The sequence below is a fragment of the Nostoc sp. DedQUE07 genome (assembly GCF_034530975.2).
Classification (GTDB): Bacteria; Cyanobacteriota; Cyanobacteriia; order Cyanobacteriales; family Nostocaceae; genus Nostoc.
The window spans coordinates 1-25164 of the sequence record NZ_JAVRCC020000050.1; the positions used below are offsets into that span (position 1 = coordinate 1).

The 25164-nt window shown below is 41.3% G+C and carries 21 protein-coding genes and 5 pseudogenes; 15 read left to right on the forward strand and 11 right to left on the reverse strand.

All coding sequences use genetic code 11. The features are described from left to right. Window positions 1-44: 44 nt before the first annotated feature. Window positions 45-278: pseudogene (locus RMZ95_RS27090) on the forward strand (1,4-dihydroxy-2-naphthoyl-CoA hydrolase); the annotation flags it as partial. Here RMZ95_RS27090 and RMZ95_RS27095 read toward each other — a convergent pair. The 3 genes from RMZ95_RS27095 to menA are packed head-to-tail and all read right to left on the reverse strand — an operon-like array spanning window position 271 to window position 3585. Next, window positions 271-1665: a 2-succinylbenzoate--CoA ligase gene (locus tag RMZ95_RS27095; protein WP_322684668.1), complete on the reverse strand. Its 1395-nt coding sequence runs from the start codon at window positions 1663-1665 to the stop codon at window positions 271-273. The pseudogene RMZ95_RS27090 and the gene RMZ95_RS27095 overlap by 8 nt on opposite strands. Continuing rightward, window positions 1650-2675 (reverse strand): o-succinylbenzoate synthase, encoded by a 1026-nt coding sequence (locus RMZ95_RS27100; RefSeq protein ID WP_322684669.1) that lies wholly within the window; start codon window positions 2673-2675, stop codon window positions 1650-1652. Before RMZ95_RS27100 ends, RMZ95_RS27095 begins: the two co-directional genes overlap by 16 nt. Before the next feature lie 13 nt (window positions 2676-2688). Then, window positions 2689-3585 (reverse strand): 2-carboxy-1,4-naphthoquinone phytyltransferase, encoded by an 897-nt coding sequence (gene menA / locus RMZ95_RS27105; protein WP_322684670.1) that lies wholly within the window; start codon window positions 3583-3585, stop codon window positions 2689-2691. 310 nt (window positions 3586-3895) lie between these two features. Between menA and RMZ95_RS27110 the strand changes: the two genes are divergently transcribed. From RMZ95_RS27110 to RMZ95_RS27130, 5 genes and pseudogenes are all read left to right on the forward strand, one after another. Beyond that, window positions 3896-5311, forward strand: coding sequence for an isochorismate synthase (locus tag RMZ95_RS27110; protein ID WP_322684671.1), 1416 nt, complete (start codon window positions 3896-3898; stop codon window positions 5309-5311). 19 nt (window positions 5312-5330) lie between these two features. Continuing rightward, window positions 5331-5747 (forward strand): annotated as a pseudogene (locus tag RMZ95_RS27115) (element excision factor XisH family protein). Beyond that, on the forward strand, window positions 5735-6070 hold the full coding sequence (locus tag RMZ95_RS27120) for a XisI protein (protein ID WP_322684672.1): 336 nt from the start codon (window positions 5735-5737) through the stop codon (window positions 6068-6070). The pseudogene RMZ95_RS27115 and the gene RMZ95_RS27120 overlap by 13 nt, the downstream one beginning before the upstream one ends. Before the next feature lie 14 nt (window positions 6071-6084). Continuing rightward, window positions 6085-6195, forward strand: a pseudogene (locus RMZ95_RS27125) (chorismate-binding protein); the annotation flags it as partial. Window positions 6196-6296: 101 nt separating this feature from the next. Then, window positions 6297-6656: a hypothetical protein gene (locus tag RMZ95_RS27130; protein ID WP_409883918.1), complete on the forward strand. Its 360-nt coding sequence runs from the start codon at window positions 6297-6299 to the stop codon at window positions 6654-6656. Window positions 6657-6839: 183 nt separating this feature from the next. On the opposite strand, the gene RMZ95_RS27135 is transcribed toward RMZ95_RS27130, so the two are convergent. Continuing rightward, complete coding sequence (locus tag RMZ95_RS27135; protein WP_322684673.1) at window positions 6840-7790, reverse strand: L-lactate dehydrogenase; 951 nt, start codon at window positions 7788-7790, stop codon at window positions 6840-6842. After that, a complete protein-coding gene (locus RMZ95_RS27140; RefSeq protein ID WP_322684674.1) occupies window positions 7787-8080 on the reverse strand; it encodes a hypothetical protein in 294 nt (97 codons plus the stop codon). Before RMZ95_RS27140 ends, RMZ95_RS27135 begins: the two co-directional genes overlap by 4 nt. A 95-nt stretch (window positions 8081-8175) precedes the next feature. Here RMZ95_RS27140 and RMZ95_RS27145 point away from each other — a divergent pair, with 95 nt between their 5' ends. Further along, window positions 8176-8679 carry a GNAT family N-acetyltransferase gene (locus tag RMZ95_RS27145; protein WP_322684675.1) on the forward strand — a complete coding sequence of 168 codons (504 nt, stop codon included), beginning with the start codon at window positions 8176-8178 and terminating at the stop codon, window positions 8677-8679. Between the two features lie 134 nt (window positions 8680-8813). Here the strand turns inward: RMZ95_RS27145 and RMZ95_RS27150 are convergent, their stop codons facing one another. After that, window positions 8814-10121 (reverse strand): glutamate-5-semialdehyde dehydrogenase, encoded by a 1308-nt coding sequence (locus RMZ95_RS27150; protein WP_322684676.1) that lies wholly within the window; start codon window positions 10119-10121, stop codon window positions 8814-8816. 406 nt (window positions 10122-10527) lie between these two features. Between RMZ95_RS27150 and RMZ95_RS27155 the strand changes: the two genes are divergently transcribed. The 5 genes from RMZ95_RS27155 (at window position 10528) to RMZ95_RS27175 (ending at window position 17037) form a co-directional block, all read left to right on the forward strand. After that, window positions 10528-12516, forward strand: a complete 1989-nt coding sequence (locus RMZ95_RS27155; RefSeq protein WP_322684677.1) for a zinc metalloprotease HtpX — start codon at window positions 10528-10530, stop codon at window positions 12514-12516. A 445-nt stretch (window positions 12517-12961) separates the two neighbouring features. Beyond that, window positions 12962-13315: a MetQ/NlpA family ABC transporter substrate-binding protein gene (locus tag RMZ95_RS27160; protein WP_322684678.1), complete on the forward strand. Its 354-nt coding sequence runs from the start codon at window positions 12962-12964 to the stop codon at window positions 13313-13315. Between the two features lie 19 nt (window positions 13316-13334). Continuing rightward, complete coding sequence (locus RMZ95_RS27165; RefSeq protein ID WP_322684679.1) at window positions 13335-14672, forward strand: LLM class flavin-dependent oxidoreductase; 1338 nt, start codon at window positions 13335-13337, stop codon at window positions 14670-14672. A gap of 287 nt (window positions 14673-14959) precedes the next feature. Beyond that, the gene (locus RMZ95_RS27170; RefSeq protein ID WP_322684680.1) at window positions 14960-15994 is read left to right on the forward strand and encodes an aliphatic sulfonate ABC transporter substrate-binding protein; all 1035 of its coding nucleotides are present in this window, start codon (window positions 14960-14962) and stop codon (window positions 15992-15994) included. Window positions 15995-16239: 245 nt separating this feature from the next. Continuing rightward, a complete protein-coding gene (locus RMZ95_RS27175) occupies window positions 16240-17037 on the forward strand; it encodes a class I SAM-dependent methyltransferase (RefSeq protein ID WP_322684681.1) in 798 nt (265 codons plus the stop codon). Window positions 17038-17370: 333 nt separating this feature from the next. Here the strand turns inward: RMZ95_RS27175 and RMZ95_RS27180 are convergent, their stop codons facing one another. After that, window positions 17371-18591, reverse strand: a complete 1221-nt coding sequence (locus RMZ95_RS27180; protein ID WP_322684682.1) for a glutathione S-transferase family protein — start codon at window positions 18589-18591, stop codon at window positions 17371-17373. 3 nt (window positions 18592-18594) lie between these two features. Next, window positions 18595-19251 carry a class I SAM-dependent methyltransferase family protein gene (locus RMZ95_RS27185; RefSeq protein WP_322684683.1) on the reverse strand — a complete coding sequence of 219 codons (657 nt, stop codon included), beginning with the start codon at window positions 19249-19251 and terminating at the stop codon, window positions 18595-18597. Between the two features lie 212 nt (window positions 19252-19463). On the opposite strand from RMZ95_RS27185, the pseudogene RMZ95_RS27190 reads away from it, so the two are divergent. Together RMZ95_RS27190 and RMZ95_RS27195 are read left to right on the forward strand one after the other, a co-directional pair. Further along, window positions 19464-19674: pseudogene (locus tag RMZ95_RS27190) on the forward strand (hypothetical protein). Window positions 19675-19911: 237 nt separating this feature from the next. Next, entirely contained in the window at window positions 19912-22197 is a 2286-nt protein-coding gene (locus RMZ95_RS27195) for an FAD/NAD(P)-binding protein (RefSeq protein ID WP_322684684.1), read from the forward strand. Here RMZ95_RS27195 and RMZ95_RS27200 read toward each other — a convergent pair. After that, window positions 22194-23117, reverse strand: a complete 924-nt coding sequence (locus RMZ95_RS27200) for a GNAT family N-acetyltransferase (protein ID WP_322684685.1) — start codon at window positions 23115-23117, stop codon at window positions 22194-22196. The genes RMZ95_RS27195 and RMZ95_RS27200 overlap by 4 nt on opposite strands. Before the next feature lie 74 nt (window positions 23118-23191). Between RMZ95_RS27200 and tnpA the strand changes: the two are divergent. Continuing rightward, window positions 23192-23392 (forward strand): annotated as a pseudogene (gene tnpA, locus RMZ95_RS27205) (IS200/IS605 family transposase); the annotation flags it as partial. Between the two features lie 90 nt (window positions 23393-23482). Here tnpA and RMZ95_RS27210 read toward each other — a convergent pair. Together RMZ95_RS27210 and RMZ95_RS27215 are read right to left on the reverse strand one after the other, a co-directional pair. Next, window positions 23483-24172 (reverse strand): SDR family NAD(P)-dependent oxidoreductase, encoded by a 690-nt coding sequence (locus RMZ95_RS27210; RefSeq protein ID WP_322684686.1) that lies wholly within the window; start codon window positions 24170-24172, stop codon window positions 23483-23485. A 119-nt stretch (window positions 24173-24291) separates the two neighbouring features. Further along, entirely contained in the window at window positions 24292-25164 is an 873-nt protein-coding gene (locus RMZ95_RS27215; RefSeq protein WP_322684687.1) for a bile acid:sodium symporter family protein, read from the reverse strand.

A 25164-nucleotide genomic window follows, 5' to 3' on the forward strand; every position in this document is an offset into this window, starting at 1 on the left:
CGCACGGATCTAACTGAGAGGTGCGGGGAATAATATCCCTCATCGACTCAACCCTGATTAGTTTAATTCCCCAAAAAATAGGTGTTGATAAGTTTGAAATTACTTATGAAGTAACAGTGGGTGAAGTGATAGTTGCTAAGGCTATTACTCGCCATGTTTGTATTGATGCAAGTAGTAGAAGTAAACAGGAATTACCTGATGAGATAGTTCAGTGGTTGGAGACGAACCGCAGAGACGCAGAGGACGCAGAGAGAAGAAGGTCGAGAGAGATTATGTGATGGGATTTTGGAGGAATTCTGTGGCTATTTGTTGTAATTGTTGGTGGTTAATCTTACCTTGAGAGTTACGGGGTAAGTTTTGCTGGGGAATCCAATATTTAGGGATTTTAAATTTGCTGAGTTTGTCTTTGAGTAGAGTTTGGATTTTTAAGGCAGAGGTATCTGATTTTTTGGGAATGTAAATCGCTGTTAAAGCTTGTCCCCAGTGTTTATCTGGAATGCCAATGACACAGATATCGGCAACCATTTGAGTTGATTGTATAGCTGATTCAATCTCTGCTGGATAAATATTTTCGCCACCTGTAATAATTTTATCGCTGTTACGTCCAACAATATTTAAATGACCTTGTTCGTCTAAAAAACCTAAATCATCTACTTGGAAATCAGTTTGATTTTCTCTAGTTTTAAGATAGTAACCAAGGGCTAAAGATTGAGCATGAATGGTAATATTTCCGATTTGATTAGAATTTAAAATCTCGCCTTGCTGATTGCGAATAGTTACTTTTGCATGGGGAAGAATTTGACCACTGCTAATTTTACCGCCGAGAAAATCATCTGGTTTAAGGGTAACAATTTGAGAGGCGGTTTCTGTCATGCCATAGGTAGGTGCTAACCGGATGCGATGAAATCTGGCTTTTTCTAGTAATTCGTTCCATGCTGGCGCACCTCCCAAAAGTACAGTATTAAATTGGGATAACCATTCAGTTAATTCTGGATTTTCTAGAATACGTTGTAACTGTGTTGGTACTAAAGATATGAAAAATTCTGATTGTTTAATATTTAATATTTGACCGGATTCTACGGCTTTAAATAGTTGAATAGCCAGTTTACCTCCGGTGGTGAAAGAGCGCATAAATTGCATTAAACCGCTCACGTGATATAGAGGTAACATGCAAAAAGAATTGACTTGTTTTAGTTGAAAATATTCTGTAAATCCTTGTACTGATGCTGTGAGAGTTTCCCAAGTGTGAATGGCAAATTTTATCTGCCCCGATGAACCACCTGTGGGAATCATAATCAGTGGGCATGGGGCATTGGGAATTGGGCATTGATAATTATTTCCATTCCCTATTCCCCATTCCCTATTCCTTATTCCCAAAATAATGTCTGGTTGTACTAGATCGAAGACTTGTTGCCATTCTTGTGTTCCCCAATCGGGGTTACAAAGGAAAACTGGACAATTAGCTGCACAAGCAGCAATAAAACTTGCTAAAAATCGTAATGGTTCGCGTTCAGCTAAGATTATTTTTGGTGGTGTTCCACATTCTGAAATATGTGTTAGTTCTAAATATAATTCTTGAGCTATTTGATTAAATTGATGGCTATCATAACCGATTAGCCAATCATTTTGAGCTAGCTTATTAAGACAGTTTAAAGGTCGTTCCATAAAGTTTGAAACCACGTTTCTTCTTGTTCAAAAAAATGGTCGATGCCAAAACCAATTGCCCTATTGTTTTGGGATAATTCGGCTGCTAGCTTGAGTGCTGCAAGTCTAGCGATCGCAGTTTCAAACACTGATGAAAATACAGTATCAATTTGATGCTGGTGACAAAACTTTCTCAGACGAGATGGCGATCCAACGATCCCAGGCTTGATGACAAAAATTCCTCGCCAACCTTGCTGATGACAGGTGGCGAGTTGTCCAAGTGTGGCGACGGATTCATCTATTGCGATCGCAGTTTCATAACTCGTACTCAATTCCAACATCTGCTGAAATTGCTCTACGGGTAGCGGTTGTTCGATAAATTCAATTTCTATGGGTACTTCTGCATTTGCCTTGAGATTATCGCAAGTCCGCAACCATAAGTTAGCTTCTTCATAACTGAGTCCACCGTTGGCATCTAATCGCAGTTTGGTAAAGGCTGGTAAGGTGTGTATTAGTGAGTCAAAAATTTCTAGTTCATCAGCGATCGCATCCACACCAATTTTCCACTTAAATGTGCGATATCCTTGCTGCCATAGAGTTTCCAATTGATTTAAAGCCGCTTTCCCAGATGGTAATAAGGCACTGAAAGATTGGGCATTGGGCATTGGGCATTGGGCATTGGGCATTGAAAAGAATTTACTTCCCCAGTTCACATTGCCTACTCCCGATTCCCAACTCCTCATCTCGTAGGCTGACTCAAAGCCAAATTGACAGGCAGGTAACTCATCTGGGATGGAGAAAATTATCTCGTCTGTGATTTCTTCTGGGAGTTGGCGACAAAAGTCTAAGGCTTGTTCTAGGGTTTCGGAACCAAACCAACTGATGGGGGCGATTTCTCCCCAGCCGAGTTTACCTGATTCATCGGTGAGACGGAGGATAATACCTTCACGAATCTCCCACTTACCGTGATTGGTGGTAAGCGATCGCAAAAACTTTCGCTGATATGGACGAAATTTAAATTGATAACGCATCAATTAATAATTGCTAAAGCATAAATCCCAGTCCAAGCAGCAAGCAAGCCCAGAAATGCACGGCTACGGCAATGAATTTACAGTTACTAACTTTGTCCGGCTGATTGTGATTTTCTTGGACGTGGCGGCATAATTTGAAGGCAAAGGGTAAACTTACCCAACTTAGTAACGTCCAAACTGGAAAAATCCCCAATAGCACAAATAGCAAGGTGAGAGGATAAATGCTAGCAGTGAACCAAACTAGGAGTTTGGCCCCTTTTGCTGTTCCGAGACGGACGATAGGCGATCGCTTGCCTGCGGCTATGTCATCCTTAACTTGGTGAAAGTGCGAGCAAAACAAAATTAAGGTTGTGGCAATCCCGACAATTACTGAAGCTGCTAAACTTGTCATTGACCAAGTTTGCGTTTGGCTATAATATGCTGCCTCCACTGCTAAGGGGCCAAAGGCAAAAAAGCAAATAATCTCGCCTAAACCCTGATATCCTAAGCGAAAGGGAGGGCCTTGGTACGTGTAGCCTAAACCACAGCATAGTAAAATAATGCCGATAACAGTTAGGTCATGTTGCCAAAAGGCGATCGCTAGTATGTCCAGCAACCCCAAACCTAAACAAAAATTTCCTATCCAAAATATTAATGGCTTATTGCCTGTTAAATTCACCAAAGAATGGTGCTTGTTTTGATCGATACCTGTTTCGGAATCAAACACATCATTACTGATATTTTCCCAGGCAAGAATTAAGATTGCCGCAGCTACAAAAGTAGAAAATACTACAGTATTGAAAGTTTTAGTTTCGGCAAATGCTACTGCTGTTCCCACCCAAATGGGCATAATGGCAACGCTATACATTGGCGGTTTAATCGCTGCCATCCATAACTTAGTGTTGGGATATAAAATTTGCTTGGTAGTCATCAGTTGTGATTAATTAAATTACCGGAATATTACTCACACTTGAGATTTTATGGTTTAAAGAGACGCTAGATATGGGTGATATACAAACAACTGTCACTTTTACTATGGCTTGTTAACCTGGTGTTGTTAATACTCACCCTCACGTTGCAGTCTCAGGCTGAAACTGTCTTATCATAGTCTGAGAACACCACAAATAAGGCAAACCCTACGCTGGTGAAATAGCAACTTAATATGTTACCTGTAAAAATACGACCACGATTAATTACACTTTAGGAAGTTAACTTAAAAAAAATTTACTATCGTTAAATCCATGACAGTTTTACCATGTCGTAGCAACTTCTTTGTAAAGCACAAAGATTTATATCAATTTCTGGTAACAGTGCAAGAAAAGTGCGTCAAAAATAATTGCAGACAAATTGTCAGTGTTTCCCAAGAAATTGATTTAGTTGACCCTTTACTTGTATTAGATAAACTTACACAAGCAAATGAAATAAATTTTTACTTTGAGGACAGAGGTAAAGGAGAAGCGATCGCAGCAATTGATGCTATAGCAAAATTACAGATTGATGGCTCAGACCGTTTTAATCAAGCAGAATATTTTATCAAATCTTGTCTAAAAAATATAATTAATTTTGGTAACGCAAACCAACCTTTTTCTGGGCCTCACTTTTTTTGCTATTTCAGCTTTTTTGATAAAAACGCCCAAGTAGATTATCCATTTCCATCTGCTACCATTTTTCTTCCACGTTGGCAAGTAGCCGTAAAAAATCAGCGTTGCATATTAGTAACAAATATAATTATCAATCCAAATGTAAATATTGAAAGATTGTTAATAAATATTCAAAATAAAATTGAATCTATCCAATCTTTTAAAAATTACTCTGCTAATATTGATTATTTTCCTACAAATTTATATAAAAAATCTGTCACAAATTCGGCCCAATTTAAACGTTCAGTAGTATCTGTTTTGGAAAAAATTCGGTCTACCGATTTAAGTAAAATTGTCCTAGCAGATATATTAGATGTAAAATCAAGCAACAACTTTAGCTTAGTTAAATCATTAAATAATCTTAGACAAAACCATCCTAATTGTTATATTTTTTCTACAAGTAATGGCAAAGGACAAAATTTTATTGGTGCAAGTCCAGAAAGATTAATTAGTATTAATAATCAACAGTTAATCACTGATGCTTTAGCTGGTTCTGCACCACGAGGTAAAACCCCTGCTGAAGATGCAGCTAATGCTAATCGCTTACTAAATAGTGAAAAAGAAAAGCATGAACATTCCCTAGTGCTTAATTTCATTACACAACGCCTATCCCAGTTAGGTTTATTACCGCAAATATTAGCACCGCGATTGCGACAATTATCGAATATCCAGCATTTATGGACACCAATCAGTGCTATGGTTCCCGCTGACATACACCCATTAAAGATTGTCGGACAATTGCATCCTACGCCAGCCGTTGCAGGTGCAGCACAAGATGTAGCTTGTGCCGAAATTCGTCGTTATGAAAGCTTCGAGAGAGGTTTATATGCTGCACCTCTGGGTTGGATAGATTCTCAGGGTAACTGTGAGTTTATTGTGGGAATTCGTTCAGCATTGATTGATGGCGATCGCGCCAGATTGTATGCTGGTGCTGGTATTGTGGCTGGCTCCGATCCTGACAAGGAGTTTGCAGAGGTGCAGCTTAAGCTTCAGGCATTACTGAAAGCATTAGTTTAAAGTTAATTACTAATCTTGTATGCCAGCTAAAGATATTTACCACAATTCTGTTAGAAACGCTCTTGAAAAAGAGAGTTGGCATATTACCAACGATCCATTTATCTTAAGATGGGGTGCAAGAGATTTATATATTGATTTAGGTGCCCAAAAGCTAATAGCAGCAGAGAAAAGCGGACAGAAAATAGCAGTAGAAGTTAAAAGCTTTATCGGTGCTTCTCCAGTAACCGATTTAGAAAAGGCTCTGGGACAATATATTTTATACTACGATATTCTCAGTCGCTTATAACCAGACCGCCGCTTGTATCTTGCTATTCGTCAACAAACATACTTAGAATTATTTCAAGAACCAATTGGTAAGATATTGATAGAAAATCAGCGTCTTTGTTTACTCGTCTTCGATTCAGAACTAGAGGTGATTCTAAAATGGATACCTTAGATAATTATCGCCAAATAATTGAAAAAATATTAACTGAATATGCCCAACTTCCTTACGCTCATGGAGAACTAGAAAGACAGCTAATTATTGATGAAAATGCAAACCATTACCTACTACTCACACTTGGCTGGGAAAACAAACAACGAGTACATGGGTGCCTTGTCCACGTTGATATTATCAACGATAAAATTTGGATTCAAAGAGATGGTACTGAAGATGGTATTGCTAACGAATTCGTCAGTGTCGGCATTCCTAGAGATCGTATCGTTCTAGCCTTTCAACCTACTGAAGTAAGAAAGTATACTGATTTTGCTGTTACATAAATTTTAAATCTAGCGATCGCGCCAGATTGTATGCTGGTGCTGGTATCGTGGCTGGTTCCGATCCTGATAAGGAATTTGCAGAGGTGCAGATGAAGCTTCAGGCGTTATTGAAAGCATTAGTTTAAAGTTAATTACTAATCTTGTATGCCAGCTAAAGATGTTTACCAAAATTCGCTGCTAAAATATTAAGGAATTCTCACTTTAATAGTAAGTAAATTTAACATTAATGTTAATTATAATTTTATTAACAGTAATAGTTGCAGCATTTACAGCAGCAATATTTCTTTTTGTTGCTACATGGCGTTTAGACTCAATTGAATATGCATTATTAACGTTCTTGTGGTCATTTATTGTTGCTTTACTAGGTGCTATTGCTGGCTTTTGTCTGGGGTGGTTATGGTATAAATGGAAACTCACTGATCCAAGGTATTCAAATCCTGATCTGAGTGGCCTAAGTCTAGCGATGATGGGGCTAGAGTTATTTTTTGTTCGGGTGTGTTTTATTCAGGCTGGAATCATTCTAGGTGCGATTTGGGGCGGATTCCGTAGTTTAAGGTACTATGAAACACGTAGTAAACGTATCTGAGCGATCGCATTTTTACCTTTAAATCTAGCGATCGCGCAAGATTGTATGCTGGTGCTGGTATCGTGGCTGGTTTCGATCCTCACAAAGAGTTTGCAGAGGTGCAACTTAAGCTTCAAGCTTTACTGAAAGCGTTAGTTTGACATTCAAAAAAGGAAGTTTTTAAACAGACTATTTAAGTTGATTTTAATTATCCAAAGAATTGTAGGCTTCATTCAGTTTGGCGGCTGACTCTTCTAATAAGCGTTGTTCATGAGCATTTCTTGGTAACACCAGTTGGCGCTCAATACCTTGGGAGCTAATGATACATGGAAGTCCAAGAACAACTTCATTGCCAACTCCATAGTTAAAATCTGCTCTGGCCGATACTGGAAATATCTGCTTTTCATCTCGCAGGATGGTATCAACTAACTGACAAACTACTATTGATATGCCATAGCTAGTATTTCCTTTACGTTTAGAAATGTTATAACCTCGTTTACGGGTTAACTCTGCGTACTCTTGCTGAATTTCTTCCAGCGTTGCTCCTTGTGGTATGGGAAATTCAGCTAACAAAATTCCCCCAATAAATGCATTAGACCAAACGACAAATTCACTGTCTCCATGCTCTCCAATCACATAAACATGAACGTCTTGTTTACTAACGTTCAGTCGCTTACCAAGTTGATATCTCAGTCTAGCAGTATCAAGAACGGTTCCCGAACCGAAAATTAGGTTTTCTGCTCTAGTGGAACTGGCGATCGCAATCCGTGTTAGTACATCCACTGGATTGCTAACGATAAGTACGATTGAATTCGGTGCAACTCGATCCAATTCTTTCATCGTCGAACGCACGATCTCTGCATTATCGTTCAATATATCTAATCGGCTTTGTCCTTCTTTTTGCCGCACCCCAACAGTCACGACAATCACATCAGAATCAGCTAAATCTTCATACTGATTTGACGCTATAATTTCCATGTCTTTAAGTAAAGGAATGGTGTCTTCAATATCCCATGCTTGCCCCTCAGCTTTTGATAAAGTTCGGTCAAAAAGGACGACTGTTACACATTTACCGAGTAGCACTAAAGCATTTGCTACATTTGCACCCACATTACCCGCACCAATAATACCGACTTTGGATATTTTGCTACTCATGCCAAATCTATTTTTTTGTAACTGGCCTGATAGGTTAATGTTAACTCTACAACTAACCGTTTCGAGTCAAGATTCTTGAAGCGATCGCTTCGTCTCAAAGATTTGATATGTTGACGCAAGAGAGAATTGATAAGTGTTTTGTGTTCGACACCCTGGAATTGAAACCAAGCTATCATATCTGGATCAATGTGAATTAAGTTCTGTGCTTCAGTTGCTGGCAATCTCAACATTGCCTTCTCGAAAAACTCATCGTTTAATAATGGAATATTCAGAATAATCAACATCGACATCTGACATCGATTTCAGTGCTTCCCAATTAGCATGTGAGATATTGTTCAAATCGTTGGCGCTCATTATGTTTTAGTTTCAGTATCGTAGATGCTTTATGAAAATCGAAGTGGTAAAAGCTACTCAACAACAGAAGTCAGTGCTGTGTAATTTAATGGAACTATACCAGTATGACCTGAGTGAGATAGAAGCTAAAGATGTAGATAGCTGCGGCTTGTTTGGTTATCAATATCTTGATTACTATTGGACAGAACCTGAGCGACATCCATTTCTAGTTAAAGTTGACGAGAAACTGGCAGGGTTTATACTTATTAATCAGCACACCTATCTTTATCAAGATAACAATGCTATGTCTATTGCTGAGTTCTTTATCCTCAAGAAATATCGAAGTCAGGGTATTGGTGAACAGGTAGCTACTCACATTTTCAACCAGTTTCCCGGCTGTTGGGAAGTACGGCAGACTGCTTTGAACTTAGGCGCACAAGCTTTTTGGGGTAAAGTAATTAGTCAATACACTAATGGAGCCTTTAAAGAGGTTTTCTTAAATGATGATCGATGGCATGGCCCAATTAAAACGTTTGACAACTCACATAAACGATAGTTTTTTTAAATGATAATTGATGCCATGTCTCAATTAAAAATTTTGATAACTTAAATAAACTAGTAACGCTAAAAATACACCGGATAAATCGGTGTATTTTTAGCGTTACTAAAGCCCATAATTTGGAGAATCTTTTACACTAAATCCTGATGAGTAAAAGCTTTAGCATTCGCCCCGGTGTAAGTAGCCACAATATGACCATCGCCAGTCATTTGATATTTATATGTAACTAATCCTTCTAAACCAACGGGGCCGCGGGGAGGCATTTGTTGCGTACTAATTCCTACTTCTGCACCGAAACCATAGCGGAAGCCATCAGCAAAGCGGGTAGAACAATTGTGAAATATATTTGCTGAATTTACCAGTCCAAAGAAAGTTTTAACAGATACTGAATCTTCAGAGATAATGGCATCGGTATGACGAGAACCATATTCGTTAATATGAGCGATCGCATCTTCTATAGAGTCTACAATCTTTATCGATAAAATAAAATCGCTGTATTCTGTTTCCCAGTCTATTTCTGTTGCAGGTACGATGTTAGGTAAAATTTGCAAGGTGCGTCGATCGCCTCTTAATTCTACATGGCGTTCTTCCAAAGCCTTAGCAACTTTTGGTAAAAATTCTGTAGCAATTGATTGGTGAACTAGCAAAGTTTCAATTGCATTACAAACAGCAGGATATTGTGCTTTAGCATCGACGGTAATCGGAACTGCTTTAGAAATATCGGCGGCTTTATCTATATAAAGATGACAAATTCCGTCGGCGTGACCTAGTACCGGAATCCGAGTATTTTCCTGTACAAATCTGACAAAGGAATTAGAACCTCTAGGAATAATTAAATCTACATATTTATCTAATTTCAAAAGTTCTAGAGTTTCTTCTCTAGTTGTGAGCAACTGTACCGCATCTGGATTAACAGCAGTTTGCGATAATCCTTGTTTAATAGCTTTAACTATCGCTTCACAAGAACGTACTGCTTCCTTTCCACATTTAAGAATTACACCATTTCCAGATTTGATTGCTAAAGAAACAATTTGAATCGCTGCTTCTGGACGTGCTTCAAAAATAATTCCCAAAACACCTAAAGAACAGGTGATACGCTTCAGAACTAAGCCAGTGTCAAGTTCGCGGTGAATCTGCACTTTACCAATTGGATCGGCTAGCTTACCAACATCTCGTACTCCAGCGATCGCATCTCTTAATTTATGTTCATCCAACTGCAAGCGCTTATAAAGTGGTTGGGAAATTCCTTCGGCGCTAGCAGCTTTACAATCAGCAATATTTGCTTGTAAAATTTCATCTCTAGCTAATTCTAAAGCTTGGGCGATCGCTTCAAGTGCCTGATTTTTTGCCTCAGTGGAGAGAATCGCTAGCTTACTTGCAGCTTGGCGAGTTTGTCCGGCGATCGCAGTTAGGGGAGAAGCAATATCAAAAATAGTCATAGTACAAATCTTTACTTTTTCCTCATCTTATCAATCTCAGGTTATGTTCATCATTCGTCTTCCTCCAATCGGGTGAACCATTTGGGTAATCAATAATTACTCTGATTGGGTGAAGTAAGGCTGGGTTGAAAACATGTATTTTCTAAATATCAACACGGACAAAGAGGTAGTAAGTTTACCGCAGCAAAAATATTATAAGTATTATTACAGGTTTTATTTGAAAGTCTTAAACATGATTTATGCGTTCCCCAGGCTAGAGAGACATAGTAATATATGTTTCTCTAGTCTTTTACTTAAGTAAATATTTTATACTGTTATTAATTAAATTTTTACGAAATTGCAGTGACATCGCTGGATCTATTGAGTATTGATAGATCAAATACCACTCCTTTAGTAGGGAGATCCTATGTCATTGCAATCTGCATTAAATGCCTTAAACCAAAAACGTTATCAAGAAGCGGCTGAATTACTCGAACAATTCTGCCGCGATTGCGCTGAACACAATTCCTCAGATTATCTTTCAGCACAGATGTGGCTGATGAAAGCTTATCAAGCCATAGGCGAAACCGAAAAAGCCAAGGCCTTGTGTCAAAAGTTAATCATGAGTGAAAATCCCCAGGTTCGCAGTTGGGCAGAACAAGCCAATCAATCCTTGGGCCAAACACCATCTAACGTTAGCCGAAAAGCTGGTCGCGCTGCTACGACTGGGATGAAATTAGCGATGGGGGGAGTGGGTGGTAGTTTGGCGTTAGCTTCTGGTGTCACCATGACCTTGCTGTTTGGCATGGTGTTGGCTTTAGGTTTGAGCTTAGTATTTATTTTGGGTAGCGATAATCCACTCCAAGGATTAGCGATCGCAATTGGTATTACCCTAGTTTTTAATATCGCCGCCTTTTTCATATCTCCATTCATCATGGACTTAACTCAAGGCTGGCTTTACCAAACTCGCTGGGTAGAGTTGGCAGAAGTTGAAACCCTCAGTCCAGAGACAGCTAAAGTTATTCGCCAAGTCTGCGAGCAGAAAAAGCTGAAAACGCCGCGTTTGGGAATTATTAATGACCAAAATCCCACAGCTTTTACTTATGGCTCATTGCCAAACAGCGCTCGTTTAGTCGTCAGTCAAGGACTTTTCACATACCTCGATGACGATGAAATTGCTACCGTCTACGCTCACGAATTGGGGCACATCGTCCACTGGGATTTTGCAGTGATGACAGTAGCTTCTACCTTAGTACAAATTTGTTACTTGATTTACAGTACAGCCAGAAGATTTGGGCGTGGTGGTGGCGATAGCAAAATTAAAGATGCGATGCAAACTGCTGCCCTAGTTGCCTACGTGTTTTATGTCGTCGGTACTTATCTAGTGCTGTACCTCTCTCGCACACGAGAATATTTTGCTGACCACTTTGCAGCCGAAAGTACGGGTAATCCCAATGGATTGTCCCGCGCTTTGGTGAAGATTGCTTATGGAATTTTAGAAGAAGGTTCGCGCACACAAGAACCCAGCCGTTTAATTGAAGGAACTCGCGCCTTGGGTATATATGACCATAAAGCCGCCGCTTCCACAGGAACCGCCTACCGCATTGCATCCGATACGCAAAAAATCGGTCGCGTCTTTCTGTGGGATATGTTTAACCCTTGGGGCTGGTGGATGGAGTTAAATTCCACTCATCCCTTGACAGGGAAACGAGTTCGTGCATTGAGCAACTATGCCGAACAATTGGGTTTACCGACTGAGTTTGATATGGGGCGAGTTATTGGAGAAGGAAAAACTCTTAATAAAAGTAGGCTTTACGGCAACTTCTTTTTAGATGTTGTATTGTACGGTGCTGAAACAATTGGTTTCTTCGTTGGCTTAGTAATGGGTGTGATTTTGTTGTCAAGTTCGCAAAACACAGGTTTAGTATTGGGTGCGCCACTAATTGGCTTAGGGATTGGAATTCTCATCAAAGCTTTGGTAATGTTCCCCGACTACAAGCAAGCACCAAAAACCGATATTCTCACCCTGATGTCAGACCCTTATGCCAGTCCGTTACGCGGACAACCTGCAAAACTTGAAGGTCAACTTATTGGTCGTGGCGACGCTGGTTATAAATTTGGTTCCGATTTAAAAATTCAAGATCGTAGCGGAATGCTTTATCTGCATTACGCCTCACGCTTTGGCCCTATCGGCAATTTCCTGTTTGGGATGAAGCGAGTCCAAAGCTTGATTGGCGAACAAGTTGGGGCTGTGGGTTGGTTCCGTCGAGGTGTTGCACCTTGGATGGATTTAATTCAACTCCAGAGCGAAAATGGCACTATCGTCAACAGTTACCATCGCTTCTGGTCATTCATCCTTGGCGGTGGATCGATTATCCTGGGAGTGGTCTTGATTATGTTTTTGAGCCGCAGCTAGCAAAGTTTCTAGGCTGCTGTGAAAGCATTTCTCAGTCCATCCAAGCTTTAATTTGTCAGGAGGTGGTTAGTAACTGCCTCCTTTTTTAATGCCACTTATAAATTCAATTCACGAAAACCCTGATATATATAAATTTACCTAAAACAGCAAGAAGGCTCACACTGAACCCGATCGGGTTCAGTGTTGAGATGAATTGCGTTTTTTATCCTCACCTATGCAAATCTTATCGTATACTACTATAAGTCTACCGATTTACAGCATATTAATACTAGGTGCAAAAATAGATGGCAGGAGCCACAAACTTTATCGAGATTATTGCAAATATTAAGCCATTACTGTTTCATCCCGACGTGTTAACAATCAATTACCCAACTTCCTAGAGGGTATTAAAAAAGGTTCTTCAGTACGTGTTATGCCAATTATTAGTTAAATATCAAAAATAATCTTGAAAACAAAGGTAAAAAGGCAAAATCAGTGCCAAAACCCTAACCTGAAACACATCGACTTCATCAATTTACAAATTAAGGAGTTAGACAATTACGCTATTTTTAGAGCCTTAGACGATCTAGATTTAGCTGTGATATCTGCATCCTTCCTTGTGCAAGCAAAGGTATCTCTAAACCCCATTGTGTTAGACGAGATTGGCATAGCTAACAAAAATTATGCGGTGGGTTTAGCAACTGTACAATCGAAAGCAAATGATTCCAACATCCAAAAATTAAATCAATTGGTTGTCGATCGCAAATTGAAAGACTATATCAATAACTATTTCAAAGGGACGATCGCACCTGTATTTTAAATCCCGATCCGGAGGGCTAATGAGTAAATCGAAGCAATTAAAACTAGGTGCTTTTATGCGCCCGGTAAGCATACATACAGGCGCTTGGCGCTATCCTGGGGCTTTGCCTGACGCTAATTTTAACTTTCCAGCACTGAAACGATTCATCCAGAAATTAGAGCAAGGCAAGTTTGACGCATTCTTTATGGCTGACCACTTAGCGGTGCTGAATATGCCAATCAACGCACTCAAGCGCAGCCATACTGTCACATCCTTTGAACCTTTTACCCTGCTTTCTGCCCTTGCCAGCGTCACCGAACACATCGGGCTGGTAGCCACCGCTTCCACGACCTATGACCAGCCTTATCACATCGCTCGCCGCTTCGCGTCTCTCGACCATATTAGTGGCGGTCGCGCTGGCTGGAACATCGTCACCACAGCCAATCCAGATGCAGCGCTCAACTTTGGATTAGAAGAAGAGATAGAGCATGATGAACGCTATCGGCGGGCTAGAGAATTTTATGATGTTGTCACGGGTCTTTGGGATTCCTTTGCTGACGATGCGTTTATTCGAGATGTGGAAGCCGGGATTTATTTTGACCCTGCAAAGCTTCACGTTCTGAATCATCAGGGAAAATATCTCTCGGTGCGAGGGCCATTGAACATCGCCAGACCTGTCCAAGGCTGGCCGGTAATCGTTCAGGCAGGCGCATCCGAAGCCGGACGGCAATTAGCTGCCGAAACCGCCGAGGCTGTGTTTGCACCTGCGGGTAATCTGGAAGCTGGCAAAGCTTTATTTGCAGACATTAAGGGACGGGCGCGGACAATTGGACGTGACCCAGACAGTATAAAAATCCTTCCAGGTGCTTTAGTCGTTGTGGGGGAAACCGTTGCCGAGGCACAGGCAAAGCGTGTTTATTTAGATAGCCTCGTACATTATGACAGTGGAATTTCCAGCTTAAATAGTGCGCTTGGCTACGACGTTTCAGGTTTTGATCCAGACGGCCCCTTGCCAGAAATCCCACCGACTAACGCTGGTCACTCTTCACGAGAAAGAGTAATATCCCTAGCGCAACGTGAGAATTTGACGATTCGACAACTGGCGCAACGTGTTGGCAGTTATGGCGGACTGGCTTTTGTCGGCACACCCCAAACCATCGCCGATGAGATGGAAAAGTGGCTGTTTGAGGAAGGCTCTGACGGTTTCAACATCATGTTCCCTTATCTTCCTGAAGGGTTGAACGATTTCGTAGATAAGGTTGTGCCAGAACTCCAACGCCGTGGGATTTTCCGCAAAGAGTATGAGGGTACAACGCTGCGTGAAAATCTCGGTCTGGCGCGCCCTGCTAATCGCTTCTTCCAGACTAGTCTGGTGTAAACTGCGATCGCGCTAGTATCACACCTATTGTTTCTTTTTTTTACCACTTGCATCAATAGCACCGTCATCCTCGCTGCTTGATTTTTAAATTAGCTTGTGGTAGAGTTCGTGCAATTGCAATCTACTGTAACTTGGTCGGGTTGCAGTAGATTATTTAGATGAGAGAGTTAGCAAACAAAGTCTAACCGCAAAATAAAAAATTTCCCATCTTGAACTTTTACATCATTCCAAAATCAGTTTTTTAATTAAAGCCTGTATTTTAAACCCCAGAAAATTGGTAATACATCATGGTAGCAATATCTAGAAAACGCAACTTTCTAATTTTATTAGTAGCTGGAATATTTACTCTCTCCACAACTTTAGTAAGTTGTAAAGCACCAGATACACGAGAAAAGGCAGCAGTTGCAGCTCCTAGCGGCATTAAGACAAAATTATTAAGAATTGGCTATTTTACTGCTGCGGATATCACCAAAAGTAGACAAGTTTTAGAGAAACGCTTGAATCCCTTGGGTATTCAAGTCCAGTGGGCGCAATTTACAGCTGGGCCACAGCTTTTAGAAGCAATAAATGTCGGCAGTTTGGATGTCGGTGCTGTTGGTGAAACTCCACCTATATTTGCCCAAGCAACTGGTATTCCCTTTGTTCTTCTTGCTAATACTATACCGGGTAGTGGTGAAGGTTCGGCGATCGTAGTACCGGAAGACTCCCCCATCAAAACTATAGCTGATTTAAAAGGTAAGGGAATTGCCTTTCAAAGAGCTACTGCTAGTCAATACTTTGTGGTTAAAGCTTTACAAGAAGGAGGACTAGAGCTAAAAGATGTCAAACATCTCAATCTGATAGCTCCAGAAACTCGTGCAGCATTATCGCGTAAGAGCATTGATGCAGCTGTGCTAAGTGACCCCCACCTGGCTATATTTCAGAGAACGGAAAAAGTTCGGATTCTTCGTAATGCTAAAGGACTTTCAACCCAAGGAGGCTATTGGATAGCTGCACGTAGCTTCGTGAAAGAGAACCCTGAGCTAATAAAAATTGTCCTTGAAGAAGTCTACAAATTAGGCAATTGGTCTAAAGCAAATAGGCGAGAAGTTGCCGAAATTGTCGGGCGTGATACCAAGCTTGATTTACCAACCTTAGAAACAATAGTCAAGCGTCGGCGTTTTGGCATCAGACCGATTACCGATAAGGTTATAGCAGGACAGCAAGAGATATCTGACTTGTTCTATAAGCAAAAATTCATCACTAAAAAGATTAATGTCAAGGATGTAACACTTACTCCTGAAGAATATGCTGCTATACTCCCGGCAGAAATCAAGCCCTGAGCATTTGCAGTCAAAAGAGGCAAGGGAGCAGGGGGCGGGGGGCGGGGGGAAAGACACTAGACGGAGCTTGTACTTTGCCCCAGTTCAAGCGGAATTTGTAATTGGGGAAAAGGAAACGAGGAACAGTTTCGTAGGGTGTATTATCGGTGTTCTCGTTATGCACCGCAAATCTTGGTGGTGACTAGAGCTAATTTATATAAGCGCATCCTACTTAACTATGAATCAATATCAAAATCTAAAATTCAATGACAGATGAAACAAGTCAGTTAAGAACCACTTTTGATCGAGTAGCACTGTTGTATGACCAAGTTCGACCAGGATATCCAGAAGCGCTTTTTGACGATGTGGTGTCTCTTTCAGAAATCACTCCAAACGGAAGGATATTAGAGATTGGTTGTGGTACTGGTCAGGCAACTGTGCCCTTTGCCCGCCGAGGTTATCGTATACTCTGTATTGAGTTGGGTGAGAATCTTGCTACGGTTGCCCAAAAAAATCTGGCTGCTTATCCGCAAGTAGAAGTGCGTAACATCGCTTTTGAGGATTGGCCGATCCAAGAAAATGCTTTTGATTTAGTGATTTCGGCGACTGCTTTCCACTGGCTTGACCCAAGTATTGCTTACAAAAAAACGGATCTTGCCCTCACATCTAAAGGAGCGATCGCGCTATTTTGGAATGAACACGTATATAGTGATGCTAGTAATGGCTTCTTTGAAGAAGTACAGGAGCTATATCAAACTTTAGCTCCTCAACTGGTTAAAGACGATGAGCCTCCTTTGCGCGAACAGAAAGTCCCTAATAAAACAGCTGAGATTGAGCAAACAGGTTTGTTTGGTGAAGTAGTGTATCGCTCTTATCGATGGGATACAACATACAACAGTGCAAGTTATCTCAATCTCTTAAATACTTACTCCGGTCATATAAATTTAGATCGCATTACAAAAGCGCGTTTTTTTGATGCGATCGCTGAATTAATTAATACCAAGTTCAATGGTCAAATTACTAAAGGTTACTTAACTACTTTATACCTAGCCCACCGATTGTAATCTTATTTAAATCATTTTGCAGATATGATTAAACAGTTATAGCAAGGGACTGGGGACTGTTGACTGGGGATTGGGTGAAAAGTCTTGTTGTGTCTAAGTTTTATCATCTGTTAATGTCCTAACCACGAAGGCTTGTGCTATACGTTTTGTAAGGGGGACTGTTACCCCAACACAAACACTTGTTGTATATGAGATTTTAAACCCCTTGAGTAGGATATTCAGTTTTCGGCTCCTATCACAGCTAACTCGTCGGAATTGCAAACTCTGTTCGATTTCATTGCTGTAGGAGCAAGTGAGCGCGATCGCATCCTGCTTTCAGCAACGCCCACAAAATTAATAAACAGAAGTCAACAATTTATCGATCGCAGCGCGAAACGCCGTTGCTGCACCAGCACTCATATCACGAGGAGCGCAAATGCGATTTCTCAAATATGCGAAAGTAATAGCACCCACAGCAGCGAAGATGGGGTCAACGTTGCTATTTTTACCACCAGTCCTTCCACCTGGTAAAGTTGCACCATTGGCATGAATGAGATAATTAGCTAGTTGTCGCAGGTGAAAATCAACAGCGTCCTTAACTGTGGTAAAATCACCATCTGCGGCTATTGCTTGGACTCCAGAATTTTTGATAATATCTGCGATCGCAACTTCCCGATTATCGCTCAATCTCTCAGCCGCTTCGGCACGATATTGAATTTTCTCACTATCTGCCACATCCAGAGGTAAAGGATTTCCAATCGGTTCTACACCCCATCTGCGACGCAACAGTAAATTATTGGTGATATTATCCGACTTCACCCTGTGATAAGCAGGACGCTGATTAAGTGCGTCAAACCAAGCATTGATTCGAGGAAAGCGAGGATTCCCTTTGAGATGATATCCTCGATATACAGGTAAATTAGCCGCCAATCTATCTAAATGGGGGCTATACAGAATGTCTACTAAGCTAAATGTACTGACAAAGTAGGGGCCGGGGTATTTAGCCAAAGCTTGCTCAAGTTCATCTAACTTCGCCTCAAATGCTGTTTGTAATGCCAATTCATCAGCATCTACAGGTGCTTCTCTTACAAATTTGTACGCAATCTCTCTAAAACCGTTAGTCTCAGCTTCTTCAACCAACTGCCTAGCAACAGCGTTTTCCTCTGAATTCTCAGGCAATAATGCTGGATGTGGAAACCTTTCTTCTAAAGCTAAGAGAATATCTTTAGATTCATATACTAATTTACCCTCAATTTTGGCTGCTGGGACAAGGGTTGTGGGGACTAAGTCAGTGTACCATTTAGGTTTATTACTTAAATCAATAAACTCCGTTGCAAAGGGAATTTCCTTTTCTTCCAGAGCAAACCAAACTCGTTCGCAGAAAGGACACCAGGAATTAGTATCTCGATAAAGCAAGACTGACGGTTCTGTGTTTGGCGGAAGTTTATCTAAACTGCTGGGTATTGGTGCAGTAGAAGGAGATTGTCCTGTCCTCTTTACCCTACGCGCAGAGGTATTTTTTCTAGCAGTTTCTAAAACTTCTTCCCAAGTTGATACTGTGTTTTGAATAGACATTTTTTACCTCGCTTTACTAGGAATGCCGGAAAACACAAATAACTGTTGCTCTTTAGGTGCAGCCAAGTTTTCACCAAGGTATCGATGAAGACCAACACCCATATCTCCTGTAGCCGTAAGCTTGAAGTTTACTTCCTCAAATCCAGATGCACTTAAAATTTTCCGTACATTGTCAGAGTAGGTAATACCGTTAGAGTGTCCACGAGTCCAAATGACAAAAGCACCCGGTTTACTCAGAAAACTCAGGTTATCTAGTAAGCGATTGAGTTCAGCCTCATCAGCTAGATTGCCAAAGACACCACACACAATCACAATATCTGCTGGTACTGCTCCTACATAGTTAGTGGCAAGAGTTGCATCACCATTGATAATCTCAATTTGCTTGGCTAAACCCAAAGACTCTATAGTTGCTCGTCCACGCTCAACCAGATTTGAATTTATTTCAACCAGTCGTGCAGAAACATTCTTCGCACGGGGGTGATTTTTTAAAGTTCCTAATAAATCTCGTCCATCACCCGCGCAAACACTTACGACACGGATAGTTCCAGATGGCGACGCATTCAAGCTGTAAGCAATATATTCCTGCACGATTTCTAGACGCTGCTGCAATTTTGGCTCAGTGTCGTATAGGTCGTGCCATTCATACCAATCTTTTGGCATAAGGCGTGATTCCCGTTTGATGCACACTGTGTAGTTAAAAACTACGATTACTGTATCAACTAACTGTAGTTTATGGATAAAAGCAGAGTATCACAGACATTTAGATAAAATCAAGTCTTATTCCCTGTTATGCCTATTTTCTGAGCAAAACTGATGTAGGCTTTAGGATTGTAAAATTAAGAAGTCAAAGCAATCGAGGTAGTGAGGTGCTAATGACATATCCAGAACTGCGCCAAAACGATTGAACAGCAACTAACTCAACTACCACCCAATCAGCTATCCCTGGTCAGTGACTTTCTAGATTCCCTTCAAAATAGAGACAGTAGTAGCGATCGCCCACTCCGTCGGTTAGCTACGATGAAACGAGGAAGCAAAGCCGCGGATTTGTTAAAGTTTGCAGGAACATGGCAAGGCGATGATTGAGAAGAGTGCCTTCAATCCTTTCATAACAATCTTTTGGCACAAGGGATGATTACTATGTAATCTAAACTACGATTAATTTATCAATTAAATGTAGTTAATGCCTGAAAGCATGGTAATATAAGACTTTAGACGCAATAAAGTCTTAATTCTTTTAGCTGGGTTGGAAATGCGTTTAATCCTGGTAGATAGACTTGATGAAATCGGCGTAACTATTGATTGATTCTAACTAAGATCGCCATGAACCCTAGTTTTTTAACTGCCCATACTCCAACCACGATCGCTATTGTTGGCGGAGGTTTTAGTGGTTCTCTAGTCGCTACCCACCTATTGAAAACTGCCAGTCAACCCCTCACCATTAAGCTGATTGAGCGTAGCGATCAAATTGGCAAGGGAATCGCTTACAGCACAGATACCAACTGTCATTTGCTGAATGTATCGGCAGGTAACATGAGTGCATTTGCTCACGATCCAGGGCATTTGTTACGTTGGCTTCAGCACAACCGCGATGAGTTAACAGTATTTTTTTCAGAAGAAGTCAATGCCAGTACCTTCATACCTCGTAAAGTCTATGGTTTATACATTCAATCGGTTTTAGCAGAAGCAGAAGCCACAGCACCCAGTGATGTGCGACTAGAACGCTTCACCGATGAAGTGGTAGGGGTACAGCCTGAAGAAAAAGGCGCAATGATTTCTCTACGAAGTGGTCGCTGTTTTGCCGCAGACAGAGTTGTGTTGGCATTGGGGAACTCACCTTCTGCACCCCCCGCCATTCAAAACGCAAACAGTAATGATGATTATCTGCGGAATGCTTGGTCAGCCGATGCCTTAGCAGACCTTGATGCTGATGCGCCTGTGTTGCTAATTGGTACGGGACTGACGATGGTGGATATGGTTTTATCTCTAAGCGATCGCCAACATCGCGGTAAAATTTATGCTGTGTCCCGACGAGGCTTATTTCCCCTCAAACATCAAGCGGCTCAACCTTATGCCTGCTTCTTGACGCTAGAAAATTCACCAAAAAGTGTACGTGGCTGGTTACGTCGGCTACGTGCCGAGGTGGAAATTGCTGCTACCCAAGGCTACGACTGGCGAGCTGTAATTGATTCTCTGCGTCCCATAAATCAGAAAATCTGGCAAAAACTACCGACCGAAGAACAGCAACGTTTTTTGCGTCATCTGACACCCTATTGGGATGTGCATCGTCACCGCATTGCCCCAAGGGTGGCGGATGTTGTCACTGAAATGCTGGATTCTGGTCAACTCACCATTGCTGCCGGGCGGATTCGGGAATATCAAGCTTTGGCGGACGGTGTAGCTGTTACCGTCTGCCAGCGCAAAACCCAAACTAATAATATCTTGCACGTCCGCCGAGTGGTGAATTGTACAGGGGTAGCAGCAGATTATCGCCGATCGCCTCATCCTTTAATTACTGATTTGCGATCGCAGAAATTAGTTCGCCCCAATACCATCGGTTTAGGATTAGATACAGATACCCACGGTGCATTATATGCAGCAGACGGTAATGTTTCGACGCTGTTTTATACCTTGGGAACTCCGCGCAAGGGCGACTTGTGGGAAACTATCGCTGTACCAGAATTACGAGGACAGGCGCAGGAACTATCTAAGACGTTGTTGCAATCGCTACCAGTGCGTGCGCGCCCTATTCCAACGATGCCTTTGTTAAGCGAGCGTAGTGCAGAGATACCGCAATCAACTTTCCTATTTCGGCAATTTTTTGACCCTGCAACTAGTAGTTATACTTACTTAATTGGCGATCGGCAGACAGGAGATGCTGTTCTAGTCGATCCTGTATTAGAGCAAGTTGACCGCGATTTGGAATCATTGGATGAATTGGGATTAAAGCTACGCTACTGTCTAGAAACTCACCTCCATGCCGATCATATTACAGGGGCAGGCAAACTCAGACAAAAAACAGGCTGTGAGGTGATCGTTCCCCAGAATACTGCTGTGACAAAAGCCGATCGCTCCCTTGTCGGTGGCGAAATCCTAGAGGTGGGATCGGTAATGATTGAAACAATTTTTACACCAGGTCACACCGCCAGTCACATAGCATATTTGGCGAACAAAACCCATCTATTAACTGGTGATGCCTTATTTATTCGTGGTTGTGGACGCACAGATTTTCAGGGAGGCGATCCTGGAACTTTATATGATGTGGTGACACAACGCTTATTTACCTTGCCAGATGATACGTTGGTATATCCTGCCCATGACTATAAAGGACGCACAGTTTCCACCATTGGCGAAGAAAAGCAGCTTAATCCCAGATTTAGCGATCGCAGTCGTAGTCAATTCATTACCATCATGAATAATCTCAAATTGAGTTATCCCCAAAAGATGAATGCAGCTGTACCTGCGAATGAATACTGTGGTGATTTTATTCCTCAAGAAAGCTTAGACCAAGCTACAAGTTCGGCAACAGATGAAGAACAGAAACAAATAGAACTCACAGTTATGACTAATACAGAAATCTACAATGATTACTTTGCTATGTATATCTAGAGCAGATTAAGCTTCCCCGCACGCTTCGTGACGGGGATTTCTGAAGAGTCCACAAAAGAACTTAAATTCTGTTTCAGTCCTGTTAGTTCAAAGCACAATTCATGCCAATCACCCAATGGCTGATAACCAATTTCCTGGTAAATATGATTAGATATCGGGTTTGCTAAATCTGTAGATAGGAAACAGAATCGATATCCCTGGTTCAATAAAGTCTGACTCAAAGCTGCTACGCAAGCACTAGCGTAACCCAGGCGACGATACTTTGGTGGTGTGTACACCATATTTACTCGCGCACCATTGGGCGTTAGTCCACCACGACAAGCAATTGAAACCGGGACTTTATCCTGCCAAAGATAAGCAGTACCTTCCTTCAACCGATGTTTAGCCCAGCGTTCTGCTTCTGAGTCAATCTCGCCAAGGGTTTCTAGAGAAAAAGCTTCATACCAGTTTATCAAAAGTGTGCGATCGCTTTCTGTTGCTTGTCGTAAATAACCTGTAGCTGCGGAAATATGTCGTACTTTTTCCAGTTTAAAGGTACGCAACGCTAACTTTAATTGGTAAGATTGACCAGTTAAAGAATGCCAAGCTGAAGCAAAGGCTTGGGCTTCATCTACGGGAGCATTAACTCCCGTCAGTGATGGATAGGAAACAGATAAATTTTGAGCAAGTAGCTCTACTGCTTTCAAATCTTCAATCTGTGAGAGTAATAATGGGCGGGGTGGCGTTCTAATTGCTACTGCGACAATATTATTATCTATTTCCACAGCTGCCAAGTATGGAGTTTCTTCATAGCGTTCAGGATTGTGAATCAAGCTATTGCTAATTCCCAGCAGCAGACTATGGATTGGTTCTTGATTGAGCAAATAATCTTTCACCCAGGTATAAAATTGATTAGCATCTTGAAATTCATGAATTTTCATTTTATGTCATTACATTTAATTGTTGGCAATTTGTCATTGTGAGTGCAACAACAAAATCACAAAGTTATTGAGATTGGGTAGAGCATCAGCCAGATATTGCCATAAATCAGATAGTAAAAGCCTTTAAGGGACGCTCATGTTATATGTTGCCTAAAGAGTTCCCGCAATTATTAAAATTGCCTAGCCTATGGACTAATAGTTATTTTTGCTTTACTGCTGGACAGGTTTCGGCAGATGTTATCAAAAGATATATCGAAGATCCACATCACGGATAATATTTACGGCGAATAAATTCGCCTATTCGCCTTCCTCTACTGCCTTAAGTCAAGTGGCTTCCGTGCTATTCGGCGATTTTCTTGTGAAAATCAAAATTTTTCCACCCAAGGTCGCAATTCAACTTCCCAAGTCCAAGCATTGCGAGGTTGGCTCAGAATGTTGAGATAAGTTTGAGCGATCGCATCTGGATCGAGTAAACTATCTGGCCGATCGTCTGGTTCTATCCGGGTAGCAGAACGAATTCCTCCATCAATCACAAAATGCGCTACATGGATATTCTGAGGAGCCAATTCACGGGCAATGCTTTGAGCCAAACCCCGTAAAGCAAATTTACCCATTGCAAACGGTGCAGACTGAGGATAACCCTTAACACTGGCGGAAGCACCTGTAAAAAAGATCGCTCCCCCACCCGCAGCTAACTGACGTTTTGCCGCCGCTTGTGCTACTAAAAAGCCACCATAGGCAGTAATTTCTAGTGTTTTGGCAACATCGGCTGGGTCAAGTTCCACAAATGAACCACGAACCCGCCAGCTAGGATTATACACAACCAATGTTGGTACTCCTAGTTTTTGTTCGACATCTGTAAATAGTTGTTCAACTTCATCTACTTGAGAAGCATCAGCAGTAAAACTGACGGCTCCGATTTCATCAGACAATGCTTTGAGCTTATCAATTTGTCGTGCTGCTAAAGCAATAGTAAAGCCTTCTTTTGCCAATAAACGGGCTAGTGAGGCACTGAGTCCACTACCAGCCCCAACAATCAATGCAATATTTGTCATATCCTCAATTTCTCCCTCAAATGAATAACATAATCAACAATTTACTAAAGCTGTACTAAACAAGCTCCTGACTTTTTTTCAAAATGAGCAACAGAGATATTTTTGCAGTCAGGAGAGTTTCAACCGTTTACCTGCTCTATCTTTACATCCATTCCTTGGTCTAGTTCTATGAACTTTGGCCCGGCGATCAAAACTACAATCATCATTAAAATACTCGTCACCATGATGATGCTCACCACGCTGGGATCTTCAAAATTACTTGTAGCTACTAATAATGCGGCGGCAAAATTACGTTGAGCTGTTCCGACTCCTAGCACTCGTTGGGTATCGATACCAGGGCCGCCTAAAAGATAACCGACGGTAAAGGAGAAGACTATGAAAACGGCACAAACTAAAATTGCACCTGTTTGTAATAAGCCAATGATATCGTTAGTGTGAACTATCAGCCTGACAACCAGACCTAAAAGCAATCCAGCATTAGATAATTTGAACAAAATCGGCTGGATAATGGGAGCGATCGCACTCAATTTTGCTTTGATGAATAACCCAACGATCAATGGGCTAACCATCATTAACAATAAGGGTTTGGCAATGTCCCAGGAGTTAATTTGCACACCTTCCACCACTAAGGGCAGTACAATCGGCATGTAAAAAATTGTGCCCAGCATTAGTAACATCATTAATCCCACCGAGAAAGCTATATTGCCTTTGACTATGTGGGCAAGTTTCGGTAATGCTGGAGGCCCTGATGCTACTGCCATGATCAGTAAGCCATCTCTTAGTGGTTCACTTAAATGTACTACTTGTAGTAACAAATATACAAAAAGTGGCACTAGCACAAAATTTGTCAGCAGCGATGAGAGAACTAAGCGGAGGTTGCGGAGTGGTTCCCAAATCTGTTGTACGGTGAGACTTAACCCTGCACCCAGCATGGTGAACACGATAAATGTGAAAAGTGCAAGTTTATCGATTAGTGACAAGATTTCGTTCAT